Source organism: Pseudoalteromonas sp. 1CM17D, from assembly GCF_023161805.1.
GTDB lineage: Bacteria > Pseudomonadota > Gammaproteobacteria > Enterobacterales > Alteromonadaceae > Pseudoalteromonas > Pseudoalteromonas atlantica.
Map to the genome: position 1 here is coordinate 114652 of NZ_JALNTP010000003.1, position 19140 is coordinate 133791.

At 40.4% G+C, this 19140-nt stretch carries 19 protein-coding genes; 14 read left to right on the forward strand and 5 right to left on the reverse strand.

Annotated elements, in window-relative coordinates:
* The first annotated feature begins 1 nt into the window (after position 1).
* The 13 genes from MSC25_RS07060 to cyoE all read left to right on the forward strand — a co-directional run bounded on the left by MSC25_RS07060 (position 2) and on the right by cyoE (position 12558).
* On the forward strand, positions 2-1204 hold the full coding sequence (locus tag MSC25_RS07060) for an NADH:ubiquinone reductase (Na(+)-transporting) subunit B (RefSeq protein WP_248442969.1): 1203 nt from the start codon (positions 2-4) through the stop codon (positions 1202-1204).
* Entirely contained in the window at positions 1197-1949 is a 753-nt protein-coding gene (locus MSC25_RS07065; RefSeq protein WP_004587141.1) for a Na(+)-translocating NADH-quinone reductase subunit C, read from the forward strand. Before MSC25_RS07060 ends, MSC25_RS07065 begins: the two co-directional genes overlap by 8 nt.
* A complete protein-coding gene (locus MSC25_RS07070) occupies positions 1949-2581 on the forward strand; it encodes an NADH:ubiquinone reductase (Na(+)-transporting) subunit D (RefSeq protein WP_004587140.1) in 633 nt (210 codons plus the stop codon). The genes MSC25_RS07065 and MSC25_RS07070 overlap by 1 nt, the downstream gene beginning before the upstream one ends.
* A gap of 10 nt (positions 2582-2591) precedes the next feature.
* Positions 2592-3200: an NADH:ubiquinone reductase (Na(+)-transporting) subunit E gene (gene nqrE / locus MSC25_RS07075; protein WP_004587139.1), complete on the forward strand. Its 609-nt coding sequence runs from the start codon at positions 2592-2594 to the stop codon at positions 3198-3200.
* A gap of 18 nt (positions 3201-3218) precedes the next feature.
* The gene (gene nqrF, locus MSC25_RS07080) at positions 3219-4448 is read left to right on the forward strand and encodes an NADH:ubiquinone reductase (Na(+)-transporting) subunit F (RefSeq protein ID WP_004587138.1); all 1230 of its coding nucleotides are present in this window, start codon (positions 3219-3221) and stop codon (positions 4446-4448) included.
* 97 nt (positions 4449-4545) lie between these two features.
* Complete coding sequence (locus tag MSC25_RS07085; RefSeq protein WP_248442970.1) at positions 4546-5577, forward strand: FAD:protein FMN transferase; 1032 nt, start codon at positions 4546-4548, stop codon at positions 5575-5577.
* Between the two features lie 162 nt (positions 5578-5739).
* Positions 5740-5952 carry a (Na+)-NQR maturation NqrM gene (nqrM, locus tag MSC25_RS07090; RefSeq protein WP_004587136.1) on the forward strand — a complete coding sequence of 71 codons (213 nt, stop codon included), beginning with the start codon at positions 5740-5742 and terminating at the stop codon, positions 5950-5952.
* 1049 nt (positions 5953-7001) lie between these two features.
* Positions 7002-7421 (forward strand): hypothetical protein, encoded by a 420-nt coding sequence (locus MSC25_RS07095; protein WP_248443201.1) that lies wholly within the window; start codon positions 7002-7004, stop codon positions 7419-7421.
* Between the two features lie 310 nt (positions 7422-7731).
* Positions 7732-8685: a ubiquinol oxidase subunit II gene (cyoA, locus tag MSC25_RS07100; RefSeq protein WP_248442972.1), complete on the forward strand. Its 954-nt coding sequence runs from the start codon at positions 7732-7734 to the stop codon at positions 8683-8685.
* A gap of 2 nt (positions 8686-8687) precedes the next feature.
* On the forward strand, positions 8688-10676 hold the full coding sequence (gene cyoB / locus MSC25_RS07105) for a cytochrome o ubiquinol oxidase subunit I (protein WP_248442973.1): 1989 nt from the start codon (positions 8688-8690) through the stop codon (positions 10674-10676).
* The gene (gene cyoC / locus MSC25_RS07110) at positions 10673-11308 is read left to right on the forward strand and encodes a cytochrome o ubiquinol oxidase subunit III (protein WP_055252952.1); all 636 of its coding nucleotides are present in this window, start codon (positions 10673-10675) and stop codon (positions 11306-11308) included. The genes cyoB and cyoC overlap by 4 nt, the downstream gene beginning before the upstream one ends.
* Positions 11308-11664 carry a cytochrome o ubiquinol oxidase subunit IV gene (gene cyoD, locus MSC25_RS07115; RefSeq protein ID WP_004587444.1) on the forward strand — a complete coding sequence of 119 codons (357 nt, stop codon included), beginning with the start codon at positions 11308-11310 and terminating at the stop codon, positions 11662-11664. Before cyoC ends, cyoD begins: the two co-directional genes overlap by 1 nt.
* A 9-nt stretch (positions 11665-11673) precedes the next feature.
* Positions 11674-12558, forward strand: a complete 885-nt coding sequence (gene cyoE / locus MSC25_RS07120; RefSeq protein ID WP_248442974.1) for a heme o synthase — start codon at positions 11674-11676, stop codon at positions 12556-12558.
* A gap of 55 nt (positions 12559-12613) precedes the next feature.
* Here the strand turns inward: cyoE and MSC25_RS07125 are convergent, their stop codons facing one another.
* The gene (locus tag MSC25_RS07125; protein ID WP_054983209.1) at positions 12614-13207 is read right to left on the reverse strand and encodes an FMN-binding negative transcriptional regulator; all 594 of its coding nucleotides are present in this window, start codon (positions 13205-13207) and stop codon (positions 12614-12616) included.
* Entirely contained in the window at positions 13207-13782 is a 576-nt protein-coding gene (locus MSC25_RS07130; RefSeq protein ID WP_248442976.1) for a GNAT family protein, read from the reverse strand. Before MSC25_RS07130 ends, MSC25_RS07125 begins: the two co-directional genes overlap by 1 nt.
* Positions 13783-13885: 103 nt before the next feature.
* On the opposite strand from MSC25_RS07130, the gene MSC25_RS07135 reads away from it, so the two are divergent.
* Complete coding sequence (locus MSC25_RS07135; RefSeq protein WP_248442978.1) at positions 13886-15346, forward strand: PLP-dependent aminotransferase family protein; 1461 nt, start codon at positions 13886-13888, stop codon at positions 15344-15346.
* A 1-nt stretch (position 15347) separates the two neighbouring features.
* Here MSC25_RS07135 and MSC25_RS07140 read toward each other — a convergent pair whose 3' ends face one another.
* From MSC25_RS07140 to MSC25_RS07150, 3 genes are all read right to left on the reverse strand, one after another.
* Positions 15348-16013: a hypothetical protein gene (locus MSC25_RS07140; protein ID WP_248442979.1), complete on the reverse strand. Its 666-nt coding sequence runs from the start codon at positions 16011-16013 to the stop codon at positions 15348-15350.
* 133 nt (positions 16014-16146) lie between these two features.
* Positions 16147-18105: a phytase gene (locus MSC25_RS07145; RefSeq protein ID WP_248442981.1), complete on the reverse strand. Its 1959-nt coding sequence runs from the start codon at positions 18103-18105 to the stop codon at positions 16147-16149.
* An 11-nt stretch (positions 18106-18116) separates the two neighbouring features.
* Positions 18117-19091 (reverse strand): tartrate-resistant acid phosphatase type 5 family protein, encoded by a 975-nt coding sequence (locus tag MSC25_RS07150; protein WP_248442983.1) that lies wholly within the window; start codon positions 19089-19091, stop codon positions 18117-18119.
* Between the last annotated feature and the right edge of the window lie 49 nt (positions 19092-19140).

Sequence of the window (19140 nt, forward strand, 5' to 3'; positions counted from 1 at the left end):
GATGGGTTTAAAGAAATTTTTAGAAGACATTGAGCCGCATTTTGAACCAGGTGGTAAACACGAAAAATGGTACGCCCTGTATGAAGCAGCCGCGACTATTTTTTACACGCCAGGTTATGTAAATAAAGGCGCAACTCACGTTCGCGATAATATCGACCTAAAACGCATGATGATTTTAGTGTGGATGGCGACGTTCCCAGCTATGTTTTTTGGTATGTTCAACATCGGTCATCAGGCCGCAGGTGCTTTAGCACAAGGTTTTGAACTAGCAAACTCTTGGCAGGTTGGCTTGTTCCAGTTAGTTGGTGGTGAATTAACCGCTGAGTCGGGCTGGGGCGCTAAAATGTTCTACGGGGCATGTTTCTTCTTACCAATATACGCCGTTACTTTTGCAGTAGGTGGTTTTTGGGAAGTACTATTTGCTTCTGTGCGTAAGCATGAAGTTAACGAAGGTTTCTTCGTAACCTCTGTATTATTTGCACTTATTTTGCCTGCGACTATTCCTTTATGGCAAGTGGCGCTAGGTATTACGTTTGGTGTTGTTATTGCTAAAGAAATCTTTGGTGGTACAGGCCGTAACTTCTTAAACCCTGCATTAGCGGGCCGTGCGTTCTTATTCTTCGCATACCCTGCACAAATTTCAGGTGACACAGTATGGACTGCAGTAGACTCGTTCTCTGGTGCAACTATGCTAGGTCAAGCGTTTGTAGGCACTCTTGATTACAGCAACATGGAGCTATGGTGGAATGCGTTTTACGGTTTCATTCAAGGTTCTGTAGGTGAGACATCTACGCTTGCTGTGCTTATTGGTGGCTTATTCTTAATTTACGTTCGCATCGCTTCTTGGCGCATTGTACTAGGTGTATTCCTAGGTATGGTGGCAACTGCATTCTTATTAAATGCGGTTGGCTCTGAGAGCAATCCTGTATTTGCAATGCCTTGGCATTGGCATTTAGTACTGGGTGGTTTTGCGTTTGGTATGTTCTTTATGGCTACTGACCCTGTATCAGCTGCATTTACCGATAAAGGTAAGTTCGCATACGGCGCGCTTATTGGCTTTATGGTAGTTATGATCCGTGTAGTAAACCCTGCTTTCCCAGAAGGCATGATGCTAGCAATCTTATTTGCTAACTTATTTGCTCCACTGTTCGATCACTTTGTAGTGCAAGCTAATATCAAGCGGAGGTTGGCACGTAATGTCTAGTAATAACGAATCAATCGGCAAAACGTTAACGGTTGTTGTAGCACTATGTTTAGTGTGTGCAATTATTGTATCGTTTGCTTCTGTACAGCTTCGTCCTTTACAGCAAGCTAATAAAACTCAAGATATTCAACGTAATATCTTAGCAGCAGCTGATATTGAAATCGCAAACTCTGTATCTGACACATTCGATGGCAAAATCGAAGCACGTGTTGTTGATATGGACACTGGCGAATTTGTTGAAGATGCTGATCCAAACTCATTTGATTTCGAAAAATCGAAATTCGACCAACAAAGAAGTTTTGCACTTAAAGCAGAAGGGATTAAGGACATCGCTGGTATTCAGCGTATGACTAAAAACTCACCTGTTTACATCTCTAAAAAAGAAGATGGTTCTACAGATGCAATCATTTTACCTATCCAAGGTTACGGCCTTTGGGGTGTAATGTATGGTTTCTTAGCGCTTGAAAGCGATGGCGAAACAGTTAAAAACATCAACTTTTACAAGCATAGCGAAACACCAGGCCTGGGTGGCGAAATTCAAAACCCACAATGGACAGCTAAATGGCAAGGTAAAGAGTTACCTATTAACATTATGAAAAGCGGTGCTAGCAACGAACATCAAATTGATGGTTTATCAGGTGCTACACTAACTTCTAATGGTGTTGATCACACAGTTGACTTTTGGACTGGTGAAAACGGCTTTGGTCCTTTCCTTGCGAAGGTACGTGAAGGAGCGTTGAAATAATGGCTGATACTAAAGAAATGAAGTCGGTCCTATTTGGTCCGGTTTTAGCTAACAACCCAATCGCATTACAAGTACTTGGTATTTGTTCTGCTCTGGCGGTAACGTCTAGCTTAAAAAATGCCTTAATCATGTCAATTGCTTTGACATTAGTAACGGCGTTTTCTAGCTTGTTCATTTCAAGCATTCGTAACCACATACCTTCATCAGTACGTATTATCGTACAGATGACGATCATTGCTTCACTAGTAATTGTTGTAGACCAAGTATTACAAGCATTCTCTTACGCTACGGCGAAAGAGCTTTCTGTATTCGTTGGCCTAATCATTACTAACTGTATTGTAATGGGTCGTGCTGAAGCGTACGCAATGAAGTCGCCACCACTTATGTCATTTTTAGATGGTATTGGTAATGGCTTAGGCTACTCAGTGGTATTACTTACTGTTGGTTTCATCCGTGAGCTATTTGGTAAGGGAACACTATTCGGTGTTGATATTATCCCATTAGTACAAGATGGTGGTTGGTATCAACCTATGGGTCTATTGATTTTACCACCGAGTGCATTCTTCATCATTGGTTTATTCATATGGGTACTTCGTACTTATAAGAAAGACCAAGTAGAAGCTAAAGCGTAAGGGGCAAGCAGTGGAACATTATATTAGTTTATTTGTAAAAGCGGTTTTTATTGAAAACTTAGCTTTAGCTTTCTTCCTAGGTATGTGTACTTTCTTAGCAGTATCTAAAAAAGTAACTACATCAATTGGCCTAGGTGTAGCCGTTATTGTGGTACTGGGTATTTCTGTACCAGTAAATAACTTGGTTTACCATGCCGTACTTGCACCGGGTGCATTAGAGTGGCTTGGTTACCCTGAAGCAGACCTTAGCTTTTTACGTTTCTTAACGTTCATTGGTGTTATTGCAGCACTTGTGCAAATTTTGGAAATGGCATTAGATAAGTTTTTCCCTGCACTTTACAACGCATTAGGTATCTTCTTACCACTAATCACAGTTAACTGTGCGATTTTTGGTGCGGTATCATTCATGGTTGAGCGTAACTATAACTTCGGCGAGTCTGTTGTTTATGGTGTTGGCGCTGGTGTTGGTTGGGCGCTTGCAATTACATTACTTGCAGGTATCCGTGAGAAAATGAAATATTCAGACGTGCCAGATGGCCTACGTGGTTTAGGTATTACCTTCATCACTGTTGGTTTAATGGGTCTTGGCTTTATGTCATTCTCTGGTATTTCACTGTAAAGGTAGCGAGGATAAATCATGAGTTATGAGATTTTCTTAGGCGTTGGTGTTTTCATCGCTATCGTTGTACTACTAGTTTTAGTTATCATTGGTGCTAAATCTAAGTTAGTTGCAAGCGGTGACATCATCATCGGTATTAATGGCGATCCAGACAAAGCCATTAAAACATCAGCAGGTAGCAAGCTTTTAGGCGCGCTATCTGAATCAGGTATTTTCGTATCATCTGCATGTGGTGGCGGTGGCTCTTGTGGTCAGTGTCGTGTACACATTAAAGAAGGTGGTGGCGATATCTTACCAACAGAACTTGATCACATTTCTAAAGGTGAAGCCCGTGAAGGCTGTCGTTTAGCGTGTCAGGTAAATGTTAAAAACGACATGGAAATTGAACTTGAAGAGTCAATTTTCGGTGTTAAAAAATGGGATTGTGAAGTTATCTCTAACGATAACAAAGCAACGTTCATTAAAGAGCTTAAGCTACAAATTCCAGATGGCGAATCAGTGCCTTTCCGTGCGGGTGGTTACATCCAAATCGAAGCGCCTGCTCACCATGTTAAATACGCAGATTTCGATATTCCTGAAGAGTATCGTGGCGACTGGAATCACTTTGGTTTCTTCGACCTGGAGTCAAAAGTAGACGACGAAACAATTCGTGCATACTCAATGGCTAACTACCCAGAAGAAGAAGGCATTATCATGCTTAACGTGCGTATTGCTACGCCGCCGCCAAGAAACCTAAGCCTACCATGTGGTAAAATGTCATCGTACATTTGGTCACTTAAAGCAGGCGACAAGGTAACTATTTCAGGTCCATTTGGTGAGTTCTTCGCTAAAGACACCGACGCTGAAATGGTATTCGTAGGTGGTGGTGCAGGTATGGCACCAATGCGTTCACATATCTTTGACCAACTTAAGCGTTTAAACTCTAAGCGTAAGATTAGTTTCTGGTATGGTGCGCGTTCTGAGCGTGAAATGTTCTATGTTGAAGATTTCGACGGCTTAGCAGCTGAAAACGATAACTTTGTATGGCATACCGCATTGTCTGATCCACAACCAGAAGATAACTGGGAAGGTTACACAGGCTTTATCCATAACGTACTTTATGAAAACTACTTGAAAGATCATGAAGCGCCAGAAGATTGTGAGTTCTACATGTGTGGTCCTCCAATGATGAACGCGGCTGTTATCGGCATGCTTAAAGACCTAGGTGTAGAAGACGAAAACATCTTACTAGATGACTTCGGTGGCTAACACCCATATCAAAACAGCTTAGTTTTGGTTAAAATACGGGCCTCGTCGCACATTGTGCAACGGGGCTTTTTTATTTTATTTTACATGGGCTAATTTAATGAACAGAGTAAGCAGTTCTCAAGGCGCTATCAGTATTTTTTTATTAACTATAATGCTATTTATCTCTGGCTGTGGGGCTGATAAAACACCTCAGGAGCTATTTTTAGAAGGCAAAACGATGGGCACCACCTATCATATTAAATACTTTGCCGACGATAAAAGCGTTGATGCCACTAAATTACAGCAGCAAATAGATAAGCAATTGAAAGCGGTTAATCAGTCTATGTCTACGTATATCCCCGATTCTGAAATTAACACATTTAATAAATTACCCGCCAACCAGGTTATGCCAATTAGTGAAGACTTTAGGGCTGTGGTGAGTGAATCGATTCGTTTAGGTAAGTCGACCAAAACGCTCGATGTAACGATGGGCCCGTTAATAGATTTATGGGGCTTTGGACCTGATAAAAAACCAACTAAGCGCCCAAGTGATGAAGCACTTGCTGCAATGATTGAAAAAATTGGTGTAGATAAACTTAATCTTACTGAGCAGGGCCTTGCTAAAACAGTTGATGGTTTAGAGCTGTCGTTTTCGGCCACAGCGAAAGGGTATGGCATTGATAAAGTAGCGCAATTACTTGAAAGCCAAAATATTAGTAACTACATGGTAGAAATAGGTGGGGAGCTGCGCATTGGCGGTGAAAAGCCAAATAACCAAGATTGGAAAATCGCGATAGAGCAGCCAGATGCGCCACCAGGCGAGCGAAAAGTTCACCGTGTATTAGCGCCCGGTACGAATGGCATTGCAACATCAGGTGACTACCGTATTTTTTATAAAATGGATGGCGAAACTTACACTCATTTAATTGACCCAGTAACAGGCATGCCAATCAAACATGACTTAGTGTCGGTTACTGTATTACATCCTAGTGCAATGACCGCAGATGGCTTAGCAACCGCATTAACGGTTATGGGAATGGACGATGCTAAAGCATACGCTGAAAAGCACGATTTACCTGTGTACTTAATGGCTAAATCAGACAAAGGCATTGTGACTTACGCGAGCACTGCTTTTAAACCTTATTTGTAATATAATGGCGTTTAGCTAAAACTTTATTAGTGCTAAACGCATATTACAACCGATTTTTTGAAATAGACTTCTCTCGCATCTATGTGGGTTTTGGGTGTATAATTTAGCGGTCGCTCAACAATGTTTGAGCATAATTTATTGCTGATCAATAGGGGCTAAGCAATGTCACTTTTTCTTCTTACATTTGGTTTATTAATTTTAATCGTGATAGCTATGGCTGTTGGTATGATCGTGCAAAGAAAATCTATGGCAAGTAGTTGCGGTGGATTAGGCTCGGTAGGTATTGATAAAGCCTGTGATTGTGACGATCCATGTGATAAGCGTAAAAAGCGTATGGCTAAAGAGCAAGCCTGGAAAGAAAACCAAATTATTTAAGCAGTAGCTTAATGACAAAAAGCGCCTTATGGCGCTTTTTTTGTACCTGTATATTTAGTGCTCATATCTTCTTTTAATTAAACACAACCTTAATGTATTAGACCAAGGTCTATAGTTTAGTTTTTTTCACCTATTAGGTTTATTTTTCTCGTTTGTCAAATTGGAGCTAACACTCTAAAGTTTAACCATAGACACAGAGCAAGGCTCTAGTCATAAGCTTGAGGCATAAAAGTTAGCCTCGCTTAAAAGAATCTTTATATTGTGTGTGAAGATGTTGTCAGTGTGAAAGGCAACTCAAGTTCGGTGGTGACTTAGCTTGAGTTGTTTTTATTCCCTACAATTGCCGCGCAGTGTAAACCAAGAATCTTTATATTGTGTGTGAAGATGTTGTCAGTGTGAAAGGCAACTCAAGTTTGGTGGTGACTTAGCTTGAGTTGTTTTTATCTCCTACAATTGCCACGCAGTGTAAACCAAAAATCTTTATATTGTGTGTGAAGATGTTGTCAGTGTGAAAGGCAACTCAAGGTCGGTGGTGACCGGTTTTGAGTTGTTTTTATTCCCTACAATTGCCACGCAGTGTAAACCAAGAATCTTTATATGTGTGTGAAGATGTTGTCAGTGTGAAAGGCGGCTCAAGTTCGGTGGTGACTGAATTTGGGCTGTTTTTGTTTGTGCGGCTTTATTTTTAACTTCATTAATCCCCCTTATCTCTACTCCTCAAGCTTCCTAAATATAAAATATTTATAAACTAAGTCTTTATTTTTATTATGTTATTTTCTATTAACAAAATAGCTGCGAAAGCTTAACGCAAAACTTTATATTTTTTGTTGAACCGAAAACTGTCTTTGTTATACTCAGCATCGAACTTTCAGTAAGTTTTGAAAGTTTGTTTGATACGGATCAATTCTCACTAGGTAAATGTGTGCTAGCCGGTTTGATTGTATTTAGCACCTCGTTTTAGGGCTTACAGCAGCAATGTTTTTTTAATTTTTCCATTGCGCGCTTTATTACTCTAATTTTGTTATTAGTCATTTAGTAGGTTAATGTCTTTGAACACACTTTCTTTGCATCATACAAATACGGCTTTTGCTTCTAGCAAACCGCAAACGTGTGAGCGCTTGAATAAAGCGGGCAAGGGCATGTGTGTCGCTATAACATTATTAGTGTTTAATACGGTAATGCTGCTAAGTGGTGCATTAGAGGATGCCTTTCAGCTTGAAGCGTTGTTTAGCAATGGCTCTATTGTTGAGCCTGTTTTGCTGCACGTTACGCAATTTTTAGCTCATCCGATCATATCTAGTCAGTTACTCATTGGCCTTTGCTGGTTATTGTTCCATATTTTTCCGGCGCGTCGTGCTGGAATAATCCTTCGTAAAGCCGCTTTCGCTTTTCGCGAGGCAAAAGTACACCAACCTGTGTCCGCTGCACATGGTTGTCGTGCTCCACCTAGCTTTACAGGTTGTCTGTAAGGCTTCACTTGTTGCTGGTTTTAATTATTTTTTCTTGCTGTAAATAATTAAAGTTTGCATTAGCAATGTAGCCGCGTGTTTTAAACACGTCAGCCAACCAACACTCACCCAAGTTAACTTTTATTACGTTATATAAATGCGTTTAGAAGCTGGGTTTGTTGCTAGGTATTTTTTGCATCCACTTGCAGCGGGTTCAGTCCCCTTTATTTTTATAATTTAGTTCTAGTTAACTTGGGTTTTTATTGAAAAATCGTTGCTTAATTTTTATTCAAAGCAGCAAATTAAAACTCTAGGTTTGTAGGATACTCCCTTGTTAATTCGTAACCTTTGTAATATTGCTTTAGCTAGTACGGTGCTGGCGTTGTCAGGCTGTAAAGGCGGGATACTCGATCCAAAAGGCCAAATAGGTATTGATGAGAAGAACTTAATCATCATTGCTACTGTCCTTATGCTGCTCGTAGTAATCCCCGTTATTGTGATGACTTTGTATTTCGCATGGAAATACCGAGACACACAAGATCATGAAATTTATGCTCCAAAATGGGCTCATTCAAATAAGATTGAAGCCGTTGTTTGGGCTGTTCCTATTGTTATCGTTATTATTTTAGGTGTTATTACCTGGCAGTCTACCCAAGACTTAGACCCCTATAAACCTATTGAAGGTAAAGGCGAGCACCTCACTGTAGAGGTGGTTTCATTAAACTGGAAGTGGCTATTTATTTACCCAGAGCAAGGTATTGCAACGGTAAATGAATTGGTATTTCCGGCGAATGTGCCGGTGGAATACAAAATCACTTCAGAAAGCACAATGAACTCGTTTTTTATTCCTCAGCTAGGTAGTCAAATTTATTCTATGGCAGGCATGGAAACCAAGCTTCATTTAATCGCAAATGAGCCGGGCACATTTAAAGGCTTTTCTGCTAATTACAGTGGCGCAGGTTTTACCGGTATGAAGTTCAATGCCATTGCCACCCCAACACAAGCTGATTTTGACAAGTGGGTAACAAGCGTTAAAGCCAATGCAAATAACCTCACTCATGCCAATTATGTTGAGCTTGCAAAAGCCAGTGAAAACAATCCTGTTGCCTATTATGGCAAGGTCGACGACGGCCTATTTCATACCATTGTTATGAAGTATATGCAGGCACATGGCGATATGAACAAAAAACATCAAGCGATGAGCGAGCATGGGCAAATGAGCAAAAAGCACCATGAAATGAATGAACACGCAATGCCTTCATCTCACAGCCAGGGCGAGGAATAATAATGTCGTTTTTAGGTAAACTTTCACTCGACGCAATTCCGTTTCATGAGCCAATTATAATGGTTACCATGACGGTGATAGCGATTGCCGGGCTTATTATTGCCGGGCTTATTACTAAATATAAAAAGTGGGGCGTGCTTTGGCACGACTGGATCACCTCTGTTGATCATAAACGCTTAGGCGTAATGTACATCTTTTTAGCATTAATAATGCTGTTTCGTGGTTTTTCTGATGCCATTATGATGCGTGCGCAGTTAGCACTTGCTACCAGCGGTGCACCAGGTTATTTGCCTCCTGAGCATTACGACCAAATATTTACAGCGCATGGCGTTATCATGATCATATTTATGGCTATGCCATTTATGATTGGCCTAATGAACATTGTATTGCCACTGCAAATTGGCGCACGCGATGTCGCTTTTCCATTTTTAAATAACCTAAGTTTTTGGTTTACTGCCAGCGGAGCCATTTTAATTAACTTGTCGCTTGTATTTGGTGAGTTTGCAAAAACAGGTTGGGTGGCGTATCCGCCGCTTTCGGAGCTGACCTTTAGCCCTGGGGTGGGGGTCGATTATTATATATGGGCCTTGCAAATTTCCGGGCTCGGTACACTTTTAACTGCAGTAAACTTTTTAGCGACTGTGTTTAAAATGCGTGCCCCAGGTATGACCCTAATGAAAATGCCAATTTTTACATGGGCATGTACATGGGCAAATATCTTAATTGCAGCATCTTTCCCTATTTTAACTGCTGTGCTGGGCATGCTAACGCTTGACCGTTACCTTGATTTTCACTTTTTTACCAATGCAGCGGGCGGCAACGCCATGATGTACATCAACCTGTTTTGGGCGTGGGGTCACCCTGAGGTTTATATTTTAGTACTGCCTGCTTTTGGTATTTTTTCTGAAATTATCTCAACCTTTGCCGGTAAACGTTTATTTGGTTACAAATCGATGGTGTATGCCAGCGGTGCAATCTCTATTTTAGGTTTTATTGTTTGGCTACACCACTTTTTCACCATGGGGTCGAGCGCCAACGTTAATGCGTTCTTTGGGGTAATGACCATGGTTATTGCCGTCCCAACTGGCGTTAAGCTATTCAACTGGTTGTTTACCATTTACCGCGGCCGTTTACGTATCAGCGTTCCTGTACTTTGGACATTAGGCTTTATGGTTACCTTTACAGTAGGCGGTATGACCGGCGTACTACTGGCTATTCCGGGTGCCGATTACGTGTTGCATAACAGTTTATTCTTAATTGCGCATTTCCATAACACAATTATTGGTGGCGCTGTATTTGGCTACCTTGCAGGTTTTGTATTTTGGTTCCCTAAAGCAATGGGCTTTAAGCTTAGCGAAAAATGGGGTAAAGCGTCTTTCTGGTGTTGGATAGTTGGTTTCTTCGTGGCGTTTATGCCGTTGTATGTACTTGGTTTCTTAGGTATGACACGTCGCTTAAACCACACTAATAACCCAGATTGGAACATGTGGTTATACATTGCAGCAGGCGGTGCTGTCATTATTATGTTTGGTATTATTTTCCAAGTTGTGCAGCTCTTTGTTAGCTTTAGAGACCGCGAAGCACTTGACGATACAACCGGCGATCCGTGGAACGGCCATACACTAGAATGGGCAACTAGCTCACCTCCACAAGTGTATAACTTTGCCACTATTCCTCACGTTGATGACATTGATGCCTGGAGCGAAGCGAAAGAAAAAGGCCAAGCGTATCAAACAAAAGCAAGCTACAGCCCAATTCATATGCCTAAAAACACAGCATCTGGGGTGTTAATTGCAGCAAGCTTAACTGTATTTAGCTTTGCCATGATCTGGCATATCTGGTGGTTAGCTGCCGTTGGTTTTGTTGGCGCAATTGCCTTATTTATCAAGCGTTGTTACACCAGCGATGTTGATTACTATATACAACCTGATGAAATCGCACGTATTGAAGCTGCGTATAATTCTAGTGGAAATAAGGAGCTAAGCGCGTGAGTACACTATCTGCGAATGTAGAAACTGCCCATTTAGACTCAGTTTCGCACGATGATCATGCACATGAGCATCACGATACCTCTGGCGATACAATTTTTGGCTTTTGGTTATACCTAATGACCGATTGCCTATTATTTGCCTCGTTTTTTGCCACTTACGCCGTGCTGTTTATGAACACAGCCGGTGGTGTATCAGGTAAAGACATTTTTGAACTCGACTTTGTTGCTGTAGAAACAGCGGCGCTACTCATTAGTAGTATTACTTTTGGCTTTGCCATGATTGCCGCACAAGGGCAAAAAAAGGCACTAACACTCACCTGGTTGTTTATTACCTTTTGTTTAGGTGCTGTGTTTATAGGCATGGAAATTTACGAATTTCATCACCTAATTGTGCATGGTAATGGTCCACAACAAAGTGCCTTTTTAACCTCATTCTTCTCGTTAGTAGGCTTACATGGTTTGCACGTAACTGCGGGTCTAATTTGGATGAGTATTATGATGATAGAAGTGGCTAAACGCGGCTTAGGTAAACAAACAGTGACACGCTTAAGCTGCCTAAGCCTATTTTGGCACTTCTTAGACATTGTTTGGATTTGTGTATTTACCGTTGTTTATTTAATGGGAGCAATGTAATGAGCCACAGCGAAGCGCACGCGTTAAAGCAAATGCAAAACGAGCACCATGATGAGTCTCATGGCAGCGTTAAAACGTACTTAATAGGCTTTGTGCTATCAATAATTTTAACCGCCATACCGTTTTACATGGTAATGGAAGGCGACTTTTCAAAAGTAACTACGCTTTGGAGCATTGTTACTTTAGCTATTGTACAAATTTGGGTGCACTTAAAATACTTTTTACACCTTAATTTTACGACAGAAGATGGTCGTGCAAGTACCTTCTCATTTTTATTCAGTGCCCTAATTATCGTCATGGTTGTTGGGTTATCGGTTTGGATAATTTACGAATCTAACGCAATGATGATGTACTAGGAGTTGAAGATGTTTCGTCGTTATTTATCAGTGACTAAGCCAGGCATTATTATGGGCAACCTTATCAGCGTTGCAGGCGGTTTTTTACTTGCCTCGCGCGGGGATATAGACCCATGGCTAATGGTTGTTACGCTTATTGGCTTGTCACTTGTGGTTGCATCGGGCTGTGCTATCAACAATGTAATTGATAGGGACATAGATGTAGCCATGGCACGTACTCGTTCGCGGGTTACAGTAACAGGCGAAATGTCGGCCTTTGCTGCACTAAGTCACGGGGTTTTATTGGGGGTTGTAGGTTTTGGTTTACTCATTGCTTACACCACACAAGCCGCGGTATTTTTTGCAGCGTTTGGCTATATCATTTATGTTGGGGTTTATAGCCTTTACATGAAGCGCAACTCAGTTTATGGCACGTTTGTAGGTAGCCTTTCTGGCGCAGTGCCCCCTGTTGTAGGTTACTGCGCTGTAACCGGGCAGTTCGATATAGGTGCATTAATACTATTAGTTATGTTTAGTCTGTGGCAAATGCCGCATTCATATGCCATTGCTATTTTTCGCTTTAAAGATTACCAAGCCGCAGGTATTCCCGTATTACCCGTAGCGCAAGGTATTGATAAAGCGAAGCGCCATATTGTACTTTATATTGCTGTGTACGCTTTAGTCGTCATGCTATTACCAATAAGTGGCTACACTGGCGCCGCCTTTATGGCAGTGGCGTGTATTACCAGTTTTTGGTGGTTACTTATGGCCCTGCGTGGCTATCGCCGTAATGTTAATTTAACGAGCTGGGCACGCCAAGTGTTTGCTTTTTCTATTATAAATATTACAGCACTCAGTATTGCTATGGCCGTTGACTACCACAGCGCAGCGCCACAACTGCTTACACTGATATAATTTTTTAAAGCTTTATATTTCCAAAGTTAATCCAAAGGCTCGAAAGGGCCTTTTTTCATGTTTGAAATAAAGCGGCAATAGAGTGTTTATGAGCTTGCTTTAGGTTTTCTTTTATTTGGGCTCTAATTTCTGCTGATTTATTTTGGCTTAGCTTAAAGTTTCCACTCCAGTGAGTGGGAGTAAACTCTATAAAGCTTAATTGTTGATACATTGCTTGACGCCTACTTTTGGGCATATCATTAATATTCCACATGGGCTTAAAGGTTTGCTCAAAATGGGTTGTTAATTGACTCATTATTTTTTCTTTCTCGCTGTCGCTTTTAATAATCACTACCTTTGCAGTGACTTGTACTGATGAGTAAAGCCAGCTTGGCAGTGTTTTATTATTACTATACGAGGGAGATAGATAGCAGCTATCACCATTAAAGTGTAATTTTACAGAACGTTTATCACATTGTGTTAGTGGGTTATGTTTAGCTACGTGTGCAATGAATACATTACAAATGGGATCATATAGTACAGGTACATGGCATATATTATTTAAATCACTTTGCGAGCTGGGCGTTAAAATACTCGCTAGCGGAAATTGCTCAACCAATGCCTGCAAACGTTTAATATCATGCTCTTGAAAATGCGAAGGTGGGTACATTAGAGCTTCTCCTCTAGTTGCAATTTTATGTTCGGCCATTGCTCATCAACTATGCTAAATTTTGCTGTGTTTCTATAGCTACCATTGCTGAGCTTTCTATCTTTATAAGCGAGTCCTTCAAAACGTGCACCTAAACGTGCAATAGCATTACGTGATTTTTGATTATATTCATGAGTATTAAATGTAATTCTCACTAAATTAAGATCATCAAATGCGTATTTGAGCAGTAAAAATTTAGCATGTGTATTTATGTAAGTTCGCTGCCAGTCATTACTAATAAAGGTGTGGCCTATTTCAGCACTCAGGTTGTGTTTATCTAATTTAAATAATCGTGTTGTACCTACTACTTGCTGTGTATTTGTGTCAATAATCGCAAAAACAATCTGTTCGTCTTTATTAAATTGCGCCTGTGTTAAAAACCACTCTTTTAGCATTTCAGGGGTTTTTGTGTAGTTAACTAGTACCCATTGCCATACCTTAGGGTGCTTACCTGCTTTATATAATCCATTTAAGTGTTTATGGTTTAGTGGTTCTAAAACAACCTTGTTTGTTTTATGTATATGCTGAGTGAACATTATTCGCTCCATTTTTTGCTATTAAAGAGCAATAAATGTACGCTTATTTGGTTTAGTAAAAACAACCAGAATATAACTTTTACCTATACCAGATAGAAAATACATGCAGCCACTTAATATAGAATTTAATAAGCAATATAAGGCAAAGTATTTGCAGCTAGCGCAAGCTATTCGTACTGCAATTATTGAAGGTGATATTGCGGTTGGCGCTAAGTTAAGTTCAGCTAGAGAGATGGCGAAAGCTTATCAATTAAATCGCCATACAATAATGAATGCTTTACAACTATTAGTGGCTGAGGGATGGTTAGAGTCTCATGAGCGTAGCGGTTATAAAGTAACGCAAACCTTACCTATCCAAGGCAGCGCTAATACTAAGCAAGTGCCAGTCTTAACACCTAAAGCCTATAAATTTGCCAAAGAGTTAGCTGTTCCAGCTCCTGCAATGAATTTAAATAATTATAAGTATAATTTTGCAGGTGGGCTTCCCGATCTTAATAGCTTCCCATATAAAGAATTTAAACGCTCCTTAAGTCATGTCTTTAACCATGTAGATACCAGTAAATTTCATTATGGTGATATAAGTGGTGTGAGTGAGTTAAAAGTGCAAATAAGCAATTACTTATATAAAGCGCGTAACTTAAAAACAAGCGACCTACTCGTGTGTAATGGCTCACAAGAAGCACTATTTTTAATCTCGAAAGCATTTATTAGCACTAACGATTTTGTTGCTGTAGAAACGTTAGGGTATCCACCAGCCCGTAAAGCTTTTGCAGCATGTGGCGCACAATTAGTAGATATAAAACAAGATGAATACGGTTTATGTATTGATGATTTGAAAGCGCAACTTAGCCGTTTCTCAATTAAAATGCTGTACTTAACGCCGCTGCATCAGTACCCGACAACTGTTACTTTATCGCCTACACGGCGTATGCAAATTTATCAGTTATGTTACCAACATGGCGTAATGATTATAGAGGATGACTATGACCATGAGTTTCATTACCAATGTCACCCGTTACAACCAATGGCGGCGGATGACCCTGCGGGTATAGTTATTTACCTTTCTACATTCTCTAAAATTATGTTTTCCGCAGCCAGAATCGGTTACATTTGCGCTGCCCCTGATGTTATCGCACAGCTTAATGCGTGGAAGCAGTTAATGAATCACAAAAATGATGTGGTTATGCAATTAGCTTTAGCGCACTTTATGAAAGAAGGCGCATTTGAACGTCATTTAAAGCGAATGACTAAGCTATATAAGCATAGGTATGAAGCTATGGATAACTCATTAAGAGCACTGCAGGTGAAAGGTTTACCTATTGAGTATAAAAAGCCCGATGGTGGGATGGCAATGTGGGTTAACTTAAACATAGATACGGCTAATATTAAAAAGCATCTACATAAGCGCAGTATTTATTTGCAAACAGAATCAGAGTTTTATTTCTGCGACTCTTATAGAAGCTTAAAACCTAAACACTTTAGTTACTTGCGTCTAGGCTTTGCTGGCCAGTCAAAGGAAGTCATGCAAGAAGGTATAAACATAATTGCTGAGTATGCTTATTAAGCTATTTATTTAAATTTTCTGCTTCGTAAAACAAAGGTTTTAGGGTGCCGCAGTTTATAAATTTATACGTTAACTCATTCTGGCTAGGAAGGAGGGTTGAGGTTCTAAACTTTTGCATACAGGCATTTACCAAATCTACAAAAATTAGGTGGCTGAAACTAGGTGCTTGGCTAATTTTATGAATGTAAATTCGCTCTGTGCTACCTAGGTCTATCATGTCGTATTCTTGCCACTGGCTAGCTTTAGCTAAATCTTTTAATTGGCGAGCATATAGCTGTTTACTCATTTCTATTGTTCTGTTTGTGTAAATTAGGCTACCTGCTTTTTTGTAATTGCCCTCGTACACATCTGCGGTAATGGTTATTTCTTCACCGCGCATTAAGCGTTGAATATTAAAAGGTTTGGGCTTTAGCGTTATAAGCTCTGCGTTGCGCACAACATCTAAAAAAGCCACATCGGGGTTTTTAATCCTATACACCACTTGTACATCGTGAGGTAATTTATAGCCGGGTAAGTTAAACGCATAAATTCCTGAACCTTTATTCACCAGTGCTATTGCATGCTCAGCATTGTATTTGGGGTTGAGTGGTGGCAATTCTGCTGCCTCTTTCTCAGCAAAAGCGTATCCGCTTATAGTAATGAGCAACAATGTAAGAAGTAAACGCATAATAATCTCAATTAATTTATGAGCTTAAAGTGTAGTATATAGCTTTAATAACTCTAAATTTACTAGGTTTATTTTAAATACACATAGTAAAAAGGCTCGTAAGAGCCTTATTACGTTTAAATATGGTAGGTTTTTACTTAATCGCTTTTTTTACTTCACGCCAGTCAATAATTTTAAAATTTTGTGGTTGTAGTGGCATACGGTTGTAGCCGTCTTGCACTATAAGCATGCCTTCAGGATAGCCTGGTAAAGCTTTAGCTGTAACGGTTAAGCCGTCTGTTTCACCTGCGCCGTCAATGCCTTTATCTAGGTTAGCAATCACATTAAATTTACCTGCAAAGCTTAGGCTAGGCTGTGTATTATCTGATATTTTATAAAGCACATAGCTATTATCGCCTTGGCTTGATACCACTAAATAACGAGTATCATCAGCATGATAGATTTCCATGCCTTCAACATCTGCCACAAGTTGCTCATTTACACCTTGTAGCATGAGCGCTTTGTTGCCAGAAGTTGGCTCAGCACCGATATACCAAATGCCTGCATCTTCTTCACCTGCAAATAATTGGCCGCGCTTATCATCAGCACTACAGCCTTCAGGCTGGCTTGGTAGGGTAAACTCTCTAACCAGTTCACCGCTTAAGTTACTTTGCTCACCGGTGAGTTTATATTGCTGGAATAAACCTGATTTATCATTAACAAATATGTATTGACCAGATTCAGACGAATACATACACATACCGTAAATCTCGGCTAGGTTTGTGGCTACTTCTGTTACATGGTTTACTTTGTTCGCGCTATCGACAGTAAACACGCTAATACTGTTAAGCGTGCGGTTGCTGGCTGTGATCCAAGTCTGGGTTTCGTTGTTTATATCCTGATGCTGGCGTACATCAACATTATTTAAACGCCCTACATTAAGTGATTGTATTTTGTTGCCAGCAAGATCATAAACCATTAAGCCGCGGCGTTTGTCTGTGCCTAAAATTAAGCTGCTTTTAGCGTCTTGTTCATTTATCCAAATTGCCGGGTCATCTGCTGCATCGCCAAATGCTGCAACTGGCGTTGTTTGTGTGCTGGCATGAAGGTGAGTCATCGCGACTTGGTTTTGTGAAGTAACTGTTTGCGCAGTGTAGTTAACATTTGCTTGAATGTAGGCACCTGTTTCATCATCAATTAAAACTAGCTGCGCTTGATTGTTATTGATCAAACTCGCTGTAACAGATTCAATGGTGTGATCGCCAGAAAGTGACCACTGACTTAGTTTTTCAGTATTTTCGTGGTAAGCATAGATCATATTGCCATCAGTGGCAGTAAGCCATAAAGTACCATCTTGTGATACTGATAATGCCCCAATTTCACTGTTTAATTCACCATATGGTTGTACTAAAGCCACAGGTTGTTTGTTGGCATCTGATTCCGCATCAGCATTAATGGCCCAAACACCTAGCTCAGCTTCACCCACATACAAAGTTTTAGTATCATCATTAACTGCGCAACCTGAGGTTTCAGTAACGGCTGAAAATTCACGAACAGCGATGTTTTTTGCTTGCTTAGTGGCTAAGTCATAAATGATGGTTTCGCTGATCAAACCTCGAACATCCGGCACAAACGCTGAGACAGTCTCGTTATCAGTGTTTTTAAATAAACACACGGCATCAGGCTGAGCTTGTGGTGGACTGATACGTGTAAGCTCAGTTAGCTGCCAAGATGAGTCCGTTTTCAGTAATTTAAAAATAGCCACATTGTCTTGATTGTTATCTAGGCTAGCCAATAAAAATTGTTGCTCTGTGATTTTCTTTAGTGAGATAGATTCAAAGTTACCCGCTAATAACACACTGCTTTGGTCTTTATCTGCCACTAATAAGCCCTGGCTTTCGCTGGCAATCAACCATTGGTTATTACCCAGCGCTGCTGCCTGTGAGCCTTGCATATTTTGTTGAGGGCCAAATTTTTCCACAGCTATTGCTGCTTTTACCATAGCTGCGTTGCTTTGGCTGCTAGGTTCCTCATTACTTGTGCAGCCGCTAAGAGCTGTAACCAGAAGTGCACTTGAGAGCACTGTTGAAATGGTATTTAATTTAAAGTTCATTATTTTATCCTTTACTTATCTATGTGCTTTTCAGTGCTAAAACGTACTTCACCAAGGTGATTAATCGCACTTACACTGAGTGTTTCGCCATTGATAGATACACTTAAAAAACCAGGTGTTGCTTCTGCGTAGCGGGTAAATTCACGTTGTTTTACAAACCGTGCTTCACTGCCTCCACCAGAGATAAAGTGAGCCACTTTGCTATTTTTTGGTTGGTTGTATTGCAAGTCGTGCTCGTGCCCAGCGATATAAGCTTGCACGTTATGACGCTCCAAAATAGGTTCTAAAATGTCGCGAAGCCCTTGGTTACGGCCAAAGCGTTTACCACTGGAATAAAGTGGGTGATGACCGACCACAATCTTCCACTTTGCTTTACTGCCGGCAAGTTGGGTTTCAAGCCAAGCCAATTGTGTTTGATAACCTTGACCTTGAGTTGAGCGGTATTTTTCACGGGTTTTATATTCAGGCTGAATTGGGTTGGTATCTAAAAACACCATTAAAACTTGTTCATTGTTTTCAAGTTCAAAGGTTTTACTGTAATACCTTGCGGGTAACTGCCAGCGCTGACTTTTGTTTGTATAGTCAATTTGTGCTTGAGCGTTGCCAAGGTAATCATGGTTGCCTAATACAACGTACCAGTCTTCAAATGTATGTGGGCCATGATAGATATCTTCGTAAGCGGATTGCCATAAAGGGTCGTTGACGCTTGCTACCCCATTCGGGTAAAAGTTATCACCAGTTGAAATGATAAAGTCAGCATCGGTTTGATACATGGCTATTTCTAATTGGTGTGCGACTTCTTTTTGATAAAAGTGGCCGTTATGTCCCCAGTCGCCAATTACCATAAAGTTAAGGCTATCTGGTAGCGTATTTAACTTGGCAATTTTTTGCTGTTGATAAAGCTCATCTTTATAAATAACTGGCGTGGCAGCGCTAAGCGTATGAGATGCTAATAATGCAGCCATGATAAAAGACAGTTTAAACATGTTTTAACTCCAAAAAAGCACGTAATGGCTTGCCAATACGTGCTTAAAA